A 16391-nucleotide genomic window follows, 5' to 3' on the forward strand; every position below is an offset into this window, starting at 1 on the left:
TCGTTCGAGGGGAGAGCAGATCCGTGGCTATCGAAGTCGTTTCCGCATCAATGATGACCAGCGACGCGACCGCGCACATCGCGCGCTGCGTCGGCGGTGACCTGTGGGTGGTTTCGTGGCTCCCGGGACGCACCCTCACCGGTGCCCAGGCGTTGGCCGCGATGACCATCGCCTCGACCACCGCGCACCACGTCGACAGTCCCGATTCCGAATGGAACCGGATCGAGTCGCTCTCGCGCGAACTCGGCCTCACCGGCCGCGAGGCGGTGTACCTGGTGAACATCGAGAATCACGAATTGCGCCGCACCGCGCCACCGCACGTGCGCCACCGGGAATAACACCCATTACCCTGGGAGGGCAATACACGTCCCTTTCAGATCAGGAGCGCGATCGGTGTTCGAATCCCTGTCCGACCGGCTTACCGGTGCACTGCAGGATCTGCGCGGTAAGGGGCGGCTGTCACCGGCCGACATCGACGCCACCGCGCGCGAGATCCGCCTCGCCCTGCTCGAGGCCGACGTCGCGCTGCCCGTGGTGCGCGGCTTCATCGCCAAGATCAAGGAGCGGGCCAAGGGCGCCGAGGTCTCCGCCGCGCTCAACCCGGCCCAGCAGGTCGTCAAGATCGTCAACGAGGAACTCGTCGCCATCCTCGGCGGCGAGACCCGCAGGCTCACGCTGGCCAAGAACCCGCCGACGGTCATCATGCTGGCCGGTCTGCAGGGTGCCGGTAAGACCACCCTCGCGGGCAAGCTGGCCAAATGGCTGAAGGGTCAGGGCCACCAGCCCATCCTGGTCGCCTGTGACCTGCAGCGCCCCGGCGCCGTCACCCAGCTCCAGGTCGTCGGTGAGCGCGCGGGTGTGCCCGTGTTCGCCCCGCACCCCGGCACCTCCGTCGGCGGCGGCGACAACCCCCTCGGCATCACCGCGGCCGACCCGGTCGAGGTGGCCCGCGCCGGTGTCGCCGAGGCCAGGGCCAAGCAGTACGACGTGGTCATCGTCGACACCGCCGGTCGCCTCGGTATCGACGCCGAGCTGATGAGCCAGGCCGCGGGCATCCGCGACGCCGTGCAGCCCGACGAGACCCTGTTCGTCCTCGACGCCATGATCGGCCAGGATGCGGTGAGCACCGCCGAGGCGTTCCGCGACGGCGTCGGCTTCACCGGTGTCGTGCTCACCAAGCTCGACGGTGACGCCCGCGGTGGTGCCGCGCTGTCGGTGCGCAATGTCACCGGCTCGCCGATCATGTTCGCTTCCACCGGCGAGAAGCTCGAGGACTTCGACGTCTTCCATCCCGACCGGATGGCCTCGCGCATCCTCGGCATGGGCGATGTGCTCACCCTCATCGAGCAGGCCGAACAGGTCTACGACGCCCAGCAGGCCGAGGAGACCGCCCGCAAGATCGGCAGCGGCGAGCTCACCCTCGAGGACTTCCTCGACCAGATGCTGGCCATCCGCAAGATGGGTCCGATCGGCAACCTGCTCGGCATGCTGCCCGGCGCAGGTCAGATGAAGGACGCGCTGGCCGCCGTCGACGACAAGCAGCTCGACCGCGTGCAGGCCATCATCCGCGGCATGACCCCCGCCGAGCGCGACAACCCGAAGATCATCAACGCTTCCCGCCGCCTGCGCATCGCCAACGGCTCGGGTGTGCAGGTCTCCGAGGTCAACCAGCTCGTCGACCGCTTCTTCGAGGCCAAGAAGATGATGGCCATGATGGGCCGTCAGATGGGCCTGCCCGGCGCGCGCCGCGGCAACAACAAGAAGGGCAAGAAGGGCAAGAAGGGCGGCCGCGGCCCGACCCCGCCGAAGATGCGCGGCGGTTTCCCCGGCATGCCCGCCGGAATGCCCGGTCTGCCCCCGGGCATGGACCTCTCGCAGATGCCGCCCGGCCTCGACCAGCTCCCCCCGGGCCTGGAGGGCATCGACCTCTCCCAGCTCAAGTTCCCCAAGAATTAGGGACAGACCTCGCGGCCGGTGATCCAGGCATGGATCACCGGCCGCGGGTGTTCGACTCAGATGACGCCGGGGATCAGCGCTTTTCGGTTCAGGGGATAGTCGGCGAACTTCTCCTTGTACCAGCGGTGCGTGGCGAAGGCGCGGGGGACCAGGTTGCCCGCGGTGATCAGCAGGATGACCACGCCCGCCAGGGACCAGGTGAGCAGGGCGAAGCCGGTCCAGGCGATGAGTTCGCCGAGATAGGCGGGGCTGCTGACGAAGCGGAAGCCGCCGCCGTGCGGGATGCGGTACTCGGTGGCGCCGGGGTTGTCCTTGTCGCGCAGGTTGCGCACGATCGCCTCCGAGCGCACCAGCAGCGCGAATCCGCACAGGTACACGACCAGGCCGACCAGGAAGCGCGGGTCGGTGAGCCACGCGGTGCTGTACTGGTGCAGGTAGTCGTGGCTGAACAGGGCGCCGTTGAGATAGCCGTGCAGCGCGGTGACGAACACCCCGGCGGCCACGACACCGATATTGAAACTGCTGGTCTTGCCCGGCACCTGCCGGATCGACAGCGGGAAGAACCAGCCCCGGTTGCCGTAGTGCAGCAGCCAGATCGCGGCCAGTACCAGCGGCGTCGGTGAGAACGGGTCGGGGCCGGTCAGGAAGAACACCGCGAACACCACGGTGGCCGGGAGCTCCATCAGCCACCAGCCCAGCTTCGGATTCAGATTGAATCCCACCTTGCTGGAGGTGAAGCGCCCGTAGGGACTCTGCGCGAACAGCCCGCCGACCATCACGAAGGCCGCGAAGGCGAAGCCGATGGTGAGCACGGTGTCGTAGGTGGTGTTCCCGGTGTACCACTCCATCGAGATTCTCCGTTTGAACAGGGCGTCGTGTGCTGTGCACGATCGCCGACACAAAAACTAGAACACGTTCTATCATGGATCCATGTCACTGGACCGGATCTCCGAGAACCTCCTGGCGGCGGTACACGCCTCCCCGCGCGCCGTCGGAGCGCACGACAAGGCCGCCTGGGTGGCCCTGTTCGCCGAGGGCGCCGAGGTCAACGATCCGGTCGGCTCCCGCCCGCACGTCGGCGCCGAGGCCATCGGGCGCTTCTACAACACGTTCATCGGACCCAACACCATCGTCTTCCGGGTGGACCGCGATCTGGTCGCCGGACGCTCGGTGGTGCGCGACCTGCACATCGAGACCACCATGTCGACCGGCGCCACCGTGGTCGTCCCGATGCATCTGCGCTACGACCTGGTCGAGACCGCCGACGGCTGGCGCATCACCCGTCTGGCCGCGCACTGGGAACTGGCGGTGATGATCGCGCGCCTGCTCGGCACCGGCACGACCGGCGTCCTGGCCGGAGCCAAGCTGGGCCCGCAACTGGTCGCCGAGCTCGGCATGGGCGGGGCCTTCGGCATGCTGCGCGCCCTGCGCGGGGTCGGCGGACACGGCAAACGCCTGGTCCGTCGCCTGTTCACCGCCGCGTCCGCCGGCGACGCGACCCGCGTGCACGCGCTGCTCGACGACCGCGCCGTCATCGAACTGCCCGCCGGAACCCGGATCACCGCCGACGAGTTCGCCGAGCGCGCCCGAGAGATCCACTGGGACAAGATGATCGCCGCCGGACGCACCGTCAGCGCCAGCGTGACGATCGGGGAAGCCCACGGCGTGGCCTTCGTCGACTTCGCCCCGAGCTCCTCACGCATCGACGCGGTCACCGTGTTCCTCGACGACGCCGACGGCTGAGCCCGGTGGGTGGGTGCGCCCGCCGGTCGCGCGCGGTAGTTTGGGTCCGAGGCCGACCCGGGAGGTTCGTGTGCATCTGCGTGGTGTGGTTCTGCCCGGTGACGAGGAGCGCGACCTGTGGGTCGTCGACGGCACCGTCACCTTCGAACCGGTGCGTGGCGCCGAAACCCTCTGTGGCGCGGGCTGGATCGTGCCCGGCCTGGTCGACGCCCACTGCCACGTCGGCATCCGCTACGGCGGCGGCGACGAGACCCACGAGGGCGCGATCGAGCAGGCCGAGACCGAACGCGACGCGGGCGCGCTGCTGCTGCGCGACGCGGGCTCACCCATCGATACCCGCTTCATCGACGAGCACGCCGAACTCCCGCGCGTCATCCGCGCGGGCCGCCACATCGCCCGCCCCAAGCGCTACATCCGCGAACTCGGCATCGAACTCGACGACGAACGCGACCTGCCCGAGATCGTCGCCGAACAGGCCCGCTTCGGCGACGGCTGGGTCAAGATCGTCGGCGACTGGATCGACCGCTCCGTCGGCGACCTGCGCCCGCTGTGGAGCGACGACATCCTGAAGCGGGCCATCGCCGCCGCCCACGCCGAGGGCGCCCGCGTCACCGCCCACGTCTTCGGCGAGGACGCCCTACCCGGCCTCATCGACGCCGGAATCGACTGCCTCGAACACGGCACCGGCCTCACCGACGACACCATCGCCGCGATGGTCGCCCACGGCACCGCCCTGGTCCCCACCCTGATCAATATCGACACCTTCCCCGGCATCGCCGACAGCGCCACCAAGTTCCCCGTCTACGCCGCCCACATGCGCGACCTGCACCGCCGCGTCCGCGACACCGTCGGCCGAGCCCACGAAGCGGGCGTCGCGATCTACGCGGGCACCGACGCGGGCGGCTCCATCCGCCACGGCCGCATCGCCGACGAGATCACCGCCCTCACCGGCGCGGGCCTGTCCCCCCACGACGCCCTCGGCGCCGCCTCCTGGAACGCCCGCACCTGGCTCGGCCGCGAATCCCTCACCGAAGGCGCCCCCGCCGACTTCGTCGTCTACCCCGAAGACCCCCGCACCCACCCCCAATCGCTGACCGACCCCCAGTGGGTCGTCCTACGCGGCCAGGTCGTGAAAACCCCGAGTCCCGTCACGGGCCACCGCTGAGGTTCGGCAACTGTCGGCATGCTGCCCACGCTGCACGCATTACGCATGAAACGGGTGCTTACTACGCGCAAAACGGGTGCTTACTACGCATGAAATGGGTGCTTACTACGCAAAAATGTGCGCGCACTACGCGCGGGCTGCGTAACGGGCTTATACAGTGGAGTGCGAGCGGCACGGCCGGTGAACTCGACATGCAGTTCGCTGCCGCCGCGCACCGCTGGTCGATCGCATCAGTTCGGTTCGAGCGCGCCGCAAGCGAACGGGAGATCGGACGGAGTGACCATGAGCGCCGAGGTTTCGATGATCCATCCGCTGGGCCCCAAGACTGTGGAAGACTGGCTCGCCGAAGAGCAGCCGGTGGATGGATCGCGACTCGAACTCATCTGGGGGTACCTGCACATGACGCCGCCTCCCGGTGGTTCGCATCAGTACGCGTCCTTCGAATTGGCCGTGATGTTGCGAGACGCGCTGAAGGCCGCAGAACGGTTCGACCTCCACGTTCTTCCCGCTGTCGGAGTTCGTATCAGCACGCCGCTACGCACCGGTGTGATCCCTGACATCTCGGTGGTGGCCGGAGAGATCAGCCAAGTGAGCTTCGCGGCCGAGGACGTCCTGCTCGCCGTCGAGGTCTGGTCGCCCGGTAACTCCCGCGAAGAGCGGGACACCAAGGTCGCGGCCTACGCTTCGGCCAGGATTCCGAATCTCTGGATCGTCGAGTTGCCGATGGGGAAACCCGCGCGGTTCTGGGGATACACGCTGGCCGAGACCGGTTACCGCCAGGAAGTCTTCGCCGACGACGGTGGATCGGTCGAAGCGCCCGGTCCGGTGCCCGTCGTCATCGACACCTCGCAGTTGCGGTGAGGGAGCGCGGAGGCGATTTCGGGGTGGGTGGGCGCGTCTGGCACAATGGTCAACCGTCCTTCCGGACAGTGTCAGCCCGTCTCCGGTCATGTGCCGCGCGGCGGTCACGCACTTCATGCGCGAAACCGGACTCGCAGACCATGCGGGTCGCCGAATCGCGTGGTGACCAAACTATTGAAAGAGGCAGATCAGCATGGCTGTTCGCATCAAGCTCACCCGCCTGGGCAAGATCCGCAACCCGCAGTACCGCGTGGTTGTGGCCGACGCCCGCACCCGTCGTGACGGCCGGGCCATCGAGTCCGTCGGCAAGTACCACCCGAAGGAAGAGCCCTCGCTGATCGAGATCGATTCCGAGCGCGTGCAGTACTGGCTGGGTGTCGGCGCGCAGCCGACCGAGTCGGTGCAGCGTCTGCTGGAGATCACCGGCGACTGGCAGAAGTTCAAGGGCCTGCCGGGCGCCGAGGGCACCCTCAAGGTGAAGGCCGCCAAGCCGTCCAAGCTGGACCTGTTCAACGCCGCGCTGGCCGCCGCCGACAACGAGCCCGTCGCCGAGGCCGTCACCCCCAAGAAGAAGGCCGCCAAGAAGGACGAGGAGGCCGCCGAGGCCCCCGCCGCTGAGGCTGCCGAGTAATGACTGCCGTTGTTGCCGATGCCGTCGAACATCTGGTTCGCGGCATCGTCGCCAACCCCGACGACGTCCGTGTCGAGCTGATCACCGGCCGCCGCGGACGCACGGTCGAGGTGCACGTCCACCCTGAGGACCTGGGCAAGGTGATCGGACGCGGTGGTCGTACCGCGACCGCGCTGCGCACCCTGGTCGCCGGTATCGGCGGCCGTGGGATCCGGGTCGACGTGGTCGACACCGACGCCTAGATGGAACTCGTCGTAGGTCGGGTCGCCAAGTCGCACGGCGTGCGCGGCGAACTCGTCGTCGAGGTGCGCACCGACGAGCCGGAGCTGCGCTTCGCTCCCGGTGCCATCCTGCACGGCAGGATGCCGAAGTCCGCGGCGACCCGTGAATACACCGTGAAGTCGGCCCGAGAGCACTCGGGTCGGCTTCTGGTGTTCGTCGACGGCGTCGCCGACCGCACCGCCGCCGACGCCCTGCGCGGCCTGCTGTTCGTCGTCGACAGCGATTCGCTGCCCCCGTCCGAGGACGAGGACGCCTTCTACGACCACGAGCTCGAAGGTCTGCGCGTCGAGCTCGCCGACGGCACCGTCGTCGGCACGGTCACCGAGGTGCTGCACTCGGCCGCGGGTGAACTGCTGTCGGTGCGCGCCGCCGACGACGGCCGCGAGATTCTCGTCCCCTTCGTCACCGCCATCGTGCCGACCGTGTCGGTCGCCGACGGTCTGGTGGTCATCACCCCGCCCGAGGGCCTGCTCGATCCGGAGTAATTCGTGCAACTCGACGTCGTCACGATCTTCCCGGAGTATCTCGAGCCGCTGCGGACCGCGCTGCTCGGCAAGGCCGTGGACAAGGGCCTGCTCTCCGTCGGCGTGCACGATCTGCGCCGCTGGACCCACGACGTGCACAAGTCCGTCGACGATTCCCCCTACGGTGGCGGACCGGGCATGGTCATGAAGCCCACCGTCTGGGGCGACGCGCTCGACGAGGTGTGTCCCGACGACGCGCTGCTGGTCGTCCCCACCCCCGCGGGCGTCCCGTTCACCCAGGCCACCGCCCAGCGCTGGGCCACCGAGAAGCATCTCGTCTTCGCCTGCGGTCGCTACGAGGGCATCGACCAGCGCGTCTTCGACGACGCCGCCCGGCGCGTGCGCGTCGAGGAGGTGAGCATCGGCGACTACGTGCTCATCGGCGGCGAGGCCGCGGTCCTGGTGATGACCGAGGCGGTCGTGCGGCTGATCCCCGGCGTACTCGGCAATCAGCAGTCGCACCAGGAGGATTCGTTCTCCGACGGTCTGCTGGAAGGCCCCAGCTACACCCGTCCGGTGTCCTGGCGCGGCTTGGACGTGCCGCCGATCCTGCTCTCCGGCGACCACGCGAAAGTGGCCGCCTGGCGTCACGAACAGTCGCTGGAGCGGACCCGCGAACGCAGGCCCGATCTCCTACCGGAGTAGCAGCCGCGACTCAGGTCGGCACCACCCGGGTCGTGATACAGAACGGGTGACCGGCGGGGTCGAGCAGGACCCGCCATCGCGGATCCGGTTGCACCGGTGCGGGTTTGGCGCCGATCGCCAGCGCGTGCTGTTCGCACAGGTCCAGGTCGGCGTCGGCGGCGAGGTCCAGGTGCACGGCCGCGGTGCCCGGCCACACCGGCGGGCAGTAGTCTTCCACGTGTTGCGCGGCGATCGTCAGTCCCGACGGGATTCGGATTCCGACGCTGTGCGCGTCGTTCCACAGGACCCGGCCACCGAGCAGCCCGAGGTAGAAGCGGGCGAGGGACTCTGGGTCGTCACAGTCCAGGGAAAGGCCGGCCAATTGAAAAGGCTCCGTCATCGGATCGACGCTACCGGGCCGGAACCGGTCCGAGATTGTTTTGCCCTAAAGACATTTGGGTATCCATCAGGGTCATTCGTTGTGTGATCGTCCAAGGTGGGGCTTACTGATTCCATCCGGAACGGGTCGACGCGCGGTGGACGGGGATGCGCCGCGTTCACCGGCCGGTCCGTTCGCGTCGGGGGCGACTCGACTGCGCTGGACAGACGTTGTGGCCCTGCGGAATTCGAGAGTTGCACCGACCGACCGGTTCGCTTGCTGGGCGGGACCGCGCACCGCGCGCCGTCGACCGAACATCCCGGCGTCCGGGCCGACGGAACCGTGGCGCGCGTCCCGGATCCGGCGTATCGAGTGACGCATTCCACACGTCAAGGGGAGGGACGCCTCAGGGCAGCAGACCGTGGCGCCGGGCCAGCGCGACCGCCTCGTGGCGGGTGCTCGCGTCGAGCTTGGACATCGCCTGCCGCAGATAGCTCTTGACCGTCTCCGCACCGAGCGACAACCGCTGTGCCACTTCCTGATTCGTGCAGCCCAGTCCCACCTGCGCGAGCACATCGAGCTCACGGCGCGACAGTCGTGGAGCCGTCGTGTCGGGCTCGCCGGTCAGCACGTCGGTCAGCCGATCGCACACCCCGGACAGCCTGCCGCGCAGCCCGGCGTCGCCGACGTCGGCCGCCAGGGCCCGCAGGTCGGCGTGGATCTCGCGGAGCTCCTCGGTGACGGCCGCGCCGCCCACGGGCGAGGGGGTGGCCAGTTCGAGCAGACGGACCCGGCGGTCGACTTCGTCGCGCACCGCGATCTCGGTCGCGAGCCGCCTGCCCGCCTGGACCAGCACGTCGGCCGTCCGGTCCCCCAGCGGGCCCACGCTGCGGGTGGCCGCGTAGAGCACGGCCCGCGCCCGGTCGGCCACCACGATCGGCACCGCCATCACCGAGCGCAGCCCCTCGCCGACCACCGGCCCGTCGTAGTGGTGGGTGATCGTGGACGCGCCGCGATAGTCCGCGACGGCGGCGGGCCTGCGGTACTCCATGGCCCGCCCGCCGAGCCCGGAGGTGCGCAGCACCGACAGACCGCGCATACCGGTGGTGAGGGTGCCGACGAACTCGGTGAGCAGCAGGGTGTCCTCGTGCACCGGGCCGCCGAACACCACGGGCACATCGGCCCGGTGCGCCACCCAGCGGATCTCGGCGCGCAGCGCGTCGTCGTCGCGGGGCCGCAGCAGGGACGTGGCCTTCATCGGGTCACCCCTTTTCGGGGGTAGTGGGGTACGTGAGCTGTGCCACATTCTAAGGGAGACCCTGGCGGCAGGCCCAGGCGTTGGAGGAGAACTGCGATGAGTACCGACCCGGACGCGCGGGTGCGCGCCCTGCTCGACGACTACGACGGCACGGCCGCCTGCGCGGCCGAGCTGCTGTGCGACCGGCACCCGGCCGACCAGGTGGCCGTCACGGTCGTCGAGTCCGATCTGAGCGCGCGCGAACTCACCTACGGCGAGCTGCGCGAGGCTTCCCAGCGCTTCGCCGCCGCCCTGTCCGAGCTCGGCGTCGAGCCGGGGGACCGGGTGGCCACGCTGATGGCGAAGTCGGCCGAGTTGGTCGTGGCGCTGCTGGGGATCTGGCGGCGCGGCGCGGTCCACGTTCCGCTGTTCACCGCGTTCGCGCCGCCCGCCGTGGAGTTCCGGCTGACCGCGGCCCGCGCGAAGGTCGTCGTCACCGATGCCGATCAGGCCGCCAAGCTGGGCGGATCCGACCGCCACACGATCGTCGTCGGCGCCGAGATCCCCGGCACGCTGAATTGGGACACCCTGCTCGCCGCGCATCGCGCCGACGACCCACGGGCGCGGGCGGTGGTCGTCGGCGGGGACGGGCTGCTGGTCCAGTTGTTCACCAGCGGTACCACCGGCACACCGAAGGGCGTACCGATCCCGGTGCGCGCGCTGGCCTCCTTCCACGCGTACCAGGAGTTCGCCCTGGACGTGCGCCCCGACGACGTCTACTGGAACGGCGCCGACCCGGGCTGGGCCTACGGCCTCTACTACGCGATCCTGGCGCCGCTGGCCGCCGGAGTGCGCACCCTGCTGCTGCACGCGGGATTCTCCGCCCCGCTCACCCGCGCGGTGCTGCAGCGCTTCGGCGTCACCAATTTCGCCGCCGCGCCGACGGTCTACCGGGCCCTGCGCGCCGACGACGGGGCGTTCGAGCCGGGGTTCACACTGCGGCGCGCGTCCTCGGCGGGGGAGCCGCTCACTCCGGATGTCGTCGCCTGGTCTCGGCGGGCCCTCGGCGTCGCGGTCCGCGACCACTACGGCCAGACCGAACACGGCATGGTCGTCTGCCACGCCTGGCATCCCGATCTGGACACCCCCGTGCCGCCCGGATCGATGGGCAGACCGCTGCCCGGCTGGTCGTGCGCGGTACTGGCCGAGGACGCCGATCGCGCGGCCGCGCCCGGCGAGATCGGCCGCGTCGCCATCGACACCGACCACAGCCCGCTGCTGTGGTTCCTCGGCTACCTCGACGACCCGGAGCGCACCGCGAGCCGCTTCACCGCCGACGGCCGCTGGTACCTCACCGGTGACGTCGGCGCCCGCGATGCCGAGGGCTTCTTCCACTTCAGCGCACGCGACGACGACGTGATCATCATGGCGGGCTACCGGATCGGCCCGTTCGAGGTCGAGAGCGTGCTGGTGCTGCACGAACAGGTCGCCGAGGCGGCCGTGGTCGGTCGACCGGACGAGTTGCGCGGCGAGGTCGTCGAGGCGTTCGTGGTGCCGCGCCCCGGTGTCACGGGGAGCCCCGAACTGGCCGCCGAACTCCAGCGGCTGGTCAAGGAGAAGTTCGCCGCCCACGCCTATCCGCGCCGGGTGCGTTTCGTCGACAGCCTGCCCAAGACACCCAGCGGCAAAGTGCAGCGATTCCTGCTGCGGAACGAGGAGATCCGGTGACCGAACTGTCCTACGCGTGTGGACCCGCCGACACGCCACTGCTCGGCGACACCATCGGCGCGAACCTGGATCGCACCATCGCGGCGCATCCCGACCACGACGCGCTCGTCGACCGCCCCACCGGCCGCCGCTGGACCTACCGCGAACTCGGCGCGGCCGTCGACGCCGTCGCCACCGGCCTGGCCGCGCTGGGCATCGTCCCCGGTGACCGCGTCGGCATCTGGGCGCCCAACTGCGCGGAGTGGTTCCTGGCGCAGTACGCGACCGCCAAGATCGGCGCGATCCTGGTCAACATCAATCCCGCCTATCGCACCAGCGAACTCGAGTACGTCCTCGGACAGGCCGGGGTGCGGCTGCTCATCGCGGCGCCGGAGTTCAAGACCTCCGACTACGTGTCGATGATCGCGCGGGTCCGGCCGAATTGCCCGGCCCTGGAACAGGTCCTGATCCTCGATACACCGCAGTGGCAGGCGGTCGCCGCCACCGCGCCCGACCCCGCTCGGCTCGCCGAGATCGGGGCAGGGCTCTCGGCCGACGACCCGATCAACATCCAATACACCTCGGGCACCACGGGATTCCCGAAGGGCGCGACCCTGAGCCACCACAACATCCTCAACAACGGCTACTTCGTCGGCGAACTGTGCGGCTACACCGCCGCCGACCGGGTCTGCGTGCCCGTGCCGTACTACCACTGTTTCGGCATGGTGATGGGCAATCTGGCGGCCACCTCGCACGGTGCGGCGGTGGTGATCCCGGCGCCCGCCTTCGATCCGGCCGCCACACTGGCCGCCGTCGCCGCCGAACGGTGCACCTCGCTCTACGGCGTGCCGACCATGTTCATCGCCATGCTGGCCGAACTCGACAGTGGTGCCGCGCCGAATCTGTCGAGCCTGCGCACCGGCATCATGGCGGGCTCGCCGTGCCCGGTGGAGGTGATGAAACGGGTCATCGATCGGATGGGCATGGCCGAGGTCGCCATCTGCTACGGCATGACCGAGACCTCGCCGGTGTCGACCCAGACCCGCCGCGACGACAGCATCGACCGCCGCACCGCCACCGTCGGGCGCGTCGGCCCGCATCTGGAGGTGAAGGTCGTCGACCCGGCCACCGGCCGCACCCTGCCGCGCGGCGAACCGGGCGAGCTGTGCACCCGCGGCTACTCGGTGATGCTGGGCTACTGGGAGCAGCTCGACAAGACCGCCGAGGCCATCGACGCCGCCCGCTGGATGCACACCGGCGACATCGGCGTGATGGACGACGAGGGCTACCTCTCGGTCACCGGCCGGATCAAGGACATGGTGATCCGCGGCGGCGAGAACATCTACCCGCGCGAGATCGAGGAATTCCTCTACACCCACCCCGACATCCTCGACGCCCAGGTCATCGGCGTACCCGACGACAAATACGGCGAGGAACTCATGGTGTGGCTGCGGCTGCGCGCGGGCGCGGCGGTGCTCGACGCGGCGGCCCTGCGCGAGTTCTGCACGGGCAAGCTGGCGCACTACAAGATCCCGCGCTACGTCCACGTGGTCGAGGAGTTCCCGATGACGGTCACCGGCAAGATCCGCAAGGCCGAGATGCGCGAGCTGGCCAGGGAACTGCTCGGCTGAGGCTCGCGGATACGGCTGGGGGACACGGTGATTCGTCGGGCAATGGTGATGACGGTGGCGGTCGGCGCGCTGCTGACCAGCAGCGCGGGTACGGCCGCCGCCGCACCGGTCGGGCTCACCGTACTGCCGGGCCCGACCGGCGAGCTGCCCGTCGGCACGACCACCCTGCACCTGGTCGACACCGCCCGCCCCGACCCCTTCGCTCCCGGTAGCGACAGCAGGGAACTGATGGTCTCGGTCTTCTACCCGGCGACCGACACCGACCGTCACCCCCGTGCGCACTACGTCTCGACCGAACTGGCCCCCGGCCTGGAGCAGAAGCTCGGCGTCGACCTGCCCGGCGTGCTGACCCACGCGCACCGCGACGCGCCCGCCCGCACCGGCAGCTACCCGGTCGTGCTCTACACGCCCGGCGCGGGTGTCTCCCGGATCCTGGGCACCGGCCTGGCCGAGGACCTCGCCTCGCGCGGCTACGTGGTGGTGACGGTGGACCACACCTACGAGGCGGGTCCGGCGATCGAGTTCCCCGGCGGCCGGATCGTGCGGCCCGCCGAGGCCCCCCACGGTTTCGACCCCGAGATCCGGCAGAAGTACATCGCCACCCGCCTGGCGGACTTCCGCTTCCTGCTCGACACCCTCGGCGGACTCGCCACGGGTACCAACCCCGACGCCGAACAGGACCCGCTGCCCGCCGGTCTGGGCGCGACGCTCGATCTGGACCGAATCGGTGTTGTCGGGCACTCCTCCGGCGGCTACACCGCGGTCGAGGCGATGCACGAGGACCGCCGCATCGACGCGGCCGTCGATCTGGACGGCCAGATCGGCGTCGACGAGGACTTCGGCCGCGCGGTGACCGAGGGTGTCGACCGGCCCACCCTGCTGCTGACCAGCGCGCAGATCGAGCAGGTCGGTGACGGCAACCCCTCCTTCGACGCGTTCTGGCGGCAGGCGCCGGGCTGGAAACGTCATCTGTCCATCGCGGATTCGGCGCACTACGACTTCACCGACATGCCCTCGCTCATCCCGTCGGCCGCCCGGCCGCTGGCCGCCACCTACGTCGGCACCATCGACCCCGACCGGATGGCGACACTCGTGCGCACCTACGTCGCGGCCATGTTCGACAAGTTCCTGCGCGAGCGCACCGACACCGCCCTGGATCGTCCGATCACCGAACCCGAGGTCACGACGGTCCGCTGACCTGGGCGTCCGCCGGGTGTCGGTGCGGAGCTGTAGTCTCTGCGGTCGTGACGACAGCGCCCGAGACTGAAAGCACGACCACCCTGGCCAGCGTGGGCAGGCGGATCGCGGACGAACTGGGGGTGCGCGAGACCCAGGTCCGCGCCGCCGTCGAACTGCTCGACGGCGGTTCGACGGTTCCGTTCATCGCGCGCTACCGCAAGGAGGTCACCGGCGGCCTCGACGACGCCCAGTTGCGTCAGCTCGACGAACGTCTCGGCTATCTGCGCGAACTCGACGAGCGCCGTGGCGCGATCATCGAATCCATCCGGGGGCAGGGCAAACTCGACCCGGCCCTGCACACCCAGATCATGCTCGCCGAGACCAAGGCCCGCCTCGAAGACATCTACCTGCCCTACAAGCCCAAGCGCCGCACCAAAGCCCAGATCGCCCGCGAAGCCGGACACGAGCCCGTCGCCGACGCGCTGATCGGCGACCCCACCACCGACCCGGCCGGGTACACCGCCGAACAGCTCGACGGCGCCCGCGCGATCCTGGTGGAGCGCTTCGCCGAAGACGCCGACCTCGTCGGTGAACTGCGCGAACTGATGTGGAACCGCGGCCAGGTCAGCTCCACGGTGCGCGCGGGCAAGCAAGAGGCGGGCGCGAAGTTCGCCGACTACTTCGAGTTCAGCGAACCGTTCCACAAGCTGCCCTCGCACCGCATCCTGGCGCTGCTGCGCGGGGAGAAGGAGGAGGTGCTCACCCTGCACCTCGAGCCCGACACCGAGGAACCCGCGCCCGGCGAGCGCACCATCTACGAGGGCCGCATCGCGGTCGCCTTCGGCATCGCCGACCAGGGCCGCCCCGCCGACCCCTGGTTGCTCGACACCGTGCGCTGGGCCTGGCGCACCAAACTGCAGGTCAGCCTGGGTATCGATACCAGGATGCGGTTGCGTCAGGCCGCCGAGAAGGACGCGGTCGACGTGTTCGCGGCCAACCTGCGCGACCTGCTCCTCGCCGCGCCCGCGGGCACCCGCACCACCATGGGCCTGGACCCCGGCTACCGCACCGGCGTGAAGGTCGCCGTCGTCGACGCCACCGGCAAGGCGGTCGCCACCGAGGTCATCTACCCGCACAAACCGCAGGGGCAGACCGAGAAGTCCCTGGCCGTGCTGGGCGCGCTGGTGGCCCGGTTCGGTGTCGAGCTCATCGCCATCGGCAACGGCACCGCCTCGCGCGAAACCGACGCCCTGGCCACCGAACTCATCGCGCGTATCCCCGAGAACAAGCCGACCAAGATCGTGGTCTCCGAGGCGGGCGCCTCGGTGTACTCGGCCTCGGCCTACGCCTCGGCCGAACTGCCCGACATGGACGTGTCCCTGCGCGGCGCGGTCTCCATCGCCCGCCGTCTGCAGGATCCGCTGGCCGAACTGGTCAAGATCGACCCCAAGTCGATCGGCGTCGGCCAGTACCAGCACGACGTGTCCGAGACCCTCCTGGCCCGCTCGCTCGGCGCCGTCGTCGAAGACGCGGTCAACGCCGTCGGCGTCGACGTCAACACCGCCTCGGTGCCGCTGCTCTCGCGCGTGTCGGGCGTGTCCGGCTCGGTCGCGGAAAGCATTGTCGCCCACCGGGACCAGAACGGGCCCTTCCGCAGCCGCACCGCGCTGCTCGAGGTACCCCGGCTCGGCCCCAAGGCGTTCGAACAGTGCGCGGGCTTCCTGCGTATCCGCGGCGGCGAGGACCCCCTCGACACCTCCGCCGTGCACCCCGAGGCCTACCCGGTCGTGCGCCGCATCCTCGAGACCACCGGCCGCCCGATCGCCGAGATCATCGGCAACACCGGCACCCTGCGCGCGCTGAAGCCCGCCGACTTCACCGACGAGAAGTTCGGTGTGCCCACCGTCAGCGACATCATCGCCGAACTCGAGAAGCCCGGCCGCGACCCGCGCCCGGAGTTCAAGACCGCCGAGTTCGCGGCGGGCATCGAGAAGGTGGCCGACCTGAAGCCCGGCATGGTGCTCGAGGGTGTGGTCACCAATGTGGCCGCTTTCGGCGCGTTCGTCGACGTGGGTGTGCACCAGGACGGGCTCGTGCACGTCTCGGCGCTGTCGCACTCCTTCGTCAAGGACCCGCGCGAGGTGGTCAAGTCCGGCGACGTGGTCAAGGTGAAGGTCCTCGAAGTCGACGTCGCCCGGCAGCGCATCGGTTTGACCCTGCGCCTCGATGACGAGCCCGGCAAGCCCGCGCAGGGGGACAATCGGAATGGCGGCGCACCGCGCGGCCAGAACCGAGGCCAGGGCCGTCCCCAGGGCGGTGGACGTGGCCAGGGCGGTGACCGCGGGCAGGCACAGGGCCGCGGCCAGAGCCAGGGTCGCGGCGGCAACCAGCGCAAGCCCGCGGCGGCGCCGAGCGGTTCGATGGCCGACGCCCTGCGACGAGCGGGATTCGGCCAGTAACACGACGACAGGG

At 69.8% G+C, this 16391-nt stretch carries 16 protein-coding genes; 13 read left to right on the plus strand and 3 right to left on the minus strand.

The features are described from left to right. Positions 1-23: 23 nt before the first annotated feature. Together QC180_RS17570 and ffh are read left to right on the plus strand one after the other, a co-directional pair. Positions 24-338: a hypothetical protein gene (locus tag QC180_RS17570; RefSeq protein WP_278263840.1), complete on the plus strand. Its 315-nt coding sequence runs from the start codon at positions 24-26 to the stop codon at positions 336-338. A gap of 55 nt (positions 339-393) precedes the next feature. Further along, entirely contained in the window at positions 394-1956 is a 1563-nt protein-coding gene (ffh, locus tag QC180_RS17575; RefSeq protein WP_278263841.1) for a signal recognition particle protein, read from the plus strand. A 56-nt stretch (positions 1957-2012) separates the two neighbouring features. On the opposite strand, the gene QC180_RS17580 is transcribed toward ffh, so the two are convergent. Continuing rightward, a complete protein-coding gene (locus QC180_RS17580; protein WP_278263842.1) occupies positions 2013-2804 on the minus strand; it encodes a phosphatidylethanolamine N-methyltransferase family domain-containing protein in 792 nt (263 codons plus the stop codon). Positions 2805-2886: 82 nt separating this feature from the next. Here QC180_RS17580 and QC180_RS17585 point away from each other — a divergent pair, with 82 nt between their 5' ends. From QC180_RS17585 to trmD, 7 genes are all read left to right on the plus strand, one after another. Beyond that, the gene (locus tag QC180_RS17585) at positions 2887-3699 is read left to right on the plus strand and encodes a nuclear transport factor 2 family protein (protein WP_278263843.1); all 813 of its coding nucleotides are present in this window, start codon (positions 2887-2889) and stop codon (positions 3697-3699) included. A 70-nt stretch (positions 3700-3769) separates the two neighbouring features. Beyond that, the gene (locus QC180_RS17590; protein WP_278263844.1) at positions 3770-4864 is read left to right on the plus strand and encodes an amidohydrolase family protein; all 1095 of its coding nucleotides are present in this window, start codon (positions 3770-3772) and stop codon (positions 4862-4864) included. Between the two features lie 282 nt (positions 4865-5146). Continuing rightward, positions 5147-5725, plus strand: coding sequence for a Uma2 family endonuclease (locus QC180_RS17595; RefSeq protein WP_278263845.1), 579 nt, complete (start codon positions 5147-5149; stop codon positions 5723-5725). Between the two features lie 193 nt (positions 5726-5918). Next, a complete protein-coding gene (gene rpsP, locus QC180_RS17600) occupies positions 5919-6356 on the plus strand; it encodes a 30S ribosomal protein S16 (RefSeq protein WP_278263846.1) in 438 nt (145 codons plus the stop codon). After that, entirely contained in the window at positions 6356-6598 is a 243-nt protein-coding gene (locus QC180_RS17605) for an RNA-binding protein (RefSeq protein WP_019048210.1), read from the plus strand. Before rpsP ends, QC180_RS17605 begins: the two co-directional genes overlap by 1 nt. After that, positions 6599-7123, plus strand: a complete 525-nt coding sequence (rimM, locus tag QC180_RS17610; RefSeq protein ID WP_278263847.1) for a ribosome maturation factor RimM — start codon at positions 6599-6601, stop codon at positions 7121-7123. It abuts the gene before it with no gap. A gap of 3 nt (positions 7124-7126) precedes the next feature. After that, positions 7127-7807: a tRNA (guanosine(37)-N1)-methyltransferase TrmD gene (trmD, locus tag QC180_RS17615; protein WP_278263848.1), complete on the plus strand. Its 681-nt coding sequence runs from the start codon at positions 7127-7129 to the stop codon at positions 7805-7807. Positions 7808-7817: 10 nt separating this feature from the next. Here trmD and QC180_RS17620 read toward each other — a convergent pair whose 3' ends face one another. Beyond that, positions 7818-8186, minus strand: coding sequence for a VOC family protein (locus QC180_RS17620; RefSeq protein WP_278263849.1), 369 nt, complete (start codon positions 8184-8186; stop codon positions 7818-7820). 385 nt (positions 8187-8571) lie between these two features. Further along, positions 8572-9423: a helix-turn-helix transcriptional regulator gene (locus tag QC180_RS17625; protein WP_278263850.1), complete on the minus strand. Its 852-nt coding sequence runs from the start codon at positions 9421-9423 to the stop codon at positions 8572-8574. A gap of 96 nt (positions 9424-9519) precedes the next feature. Here QC180_RS17625 and QC180_RS17630 point away from each other — a divergent pair, with 96 nt between their 5' ends. Genes QC180_RS17630 through QC180_RS17645 form a run of 4 tightly spaced genes read left to right on the plus strand, consistent with a single transcriptional unit; the run spans position 9520 to position 16378 of the window. Then, positions 9520-11130 carry an AMP-binding protein gene (locus QC180_RS17630; protein ID WP_278263851.1) on the plus strand — a complete coding sequence of 537 codons (1611 nt, stop codon included), beginning with the start codon at positions 9520-9522 and terminating at the stop codon, positions 11128-11130. Then, positions 11127-12740 carry an AMP-binding protein gene (locus QC180_RS17635; protein WP_278263852.1) on the plus strand — a complete coding sequence of 538 codons (1614 nt, stop codon included), beginning with the start codon at positions 11127-11129 and terminating at the stop codon, positions 12738-12740. The genes QC180_RS17630 and QC180_RS17635 overlap by 4 nt, the downstream gene beginning before the upstream one ends. Positions 12741-12788: 48 nt before the next feature. Further along, positions 12789-13937, plus strand: a complete 1149-nt coding sequence (locus QC180_RS17640) for an alpha/beta hydrolase family protein (protein WP_278263853.1) — start codon at positions 12789-12791, stop codon at positions 13935-13937. Between the two features lie 47 nt (positions 13938-13984). Continuing rightward, complete coding sequence (locus QC180_RS17645) at positions 13985-16378, plus strand: Tex family protein (RefSeq protein WP_278263854.1); 2394 nt, start codon at positions 13985-13987, stop codon at positions 16376-16378. Positions 16379-16391 lie beyond the last annotated feature (13 nt).

Origin of the sequence: Nocardia anocheti, from assembly GCF_029675105.1 — a bacterium.
Lineage (GTDB): Bacteria > Actinomycetota > Actinomycetes > Mycobacteriales > Mycobacteriaceae > Nocardia.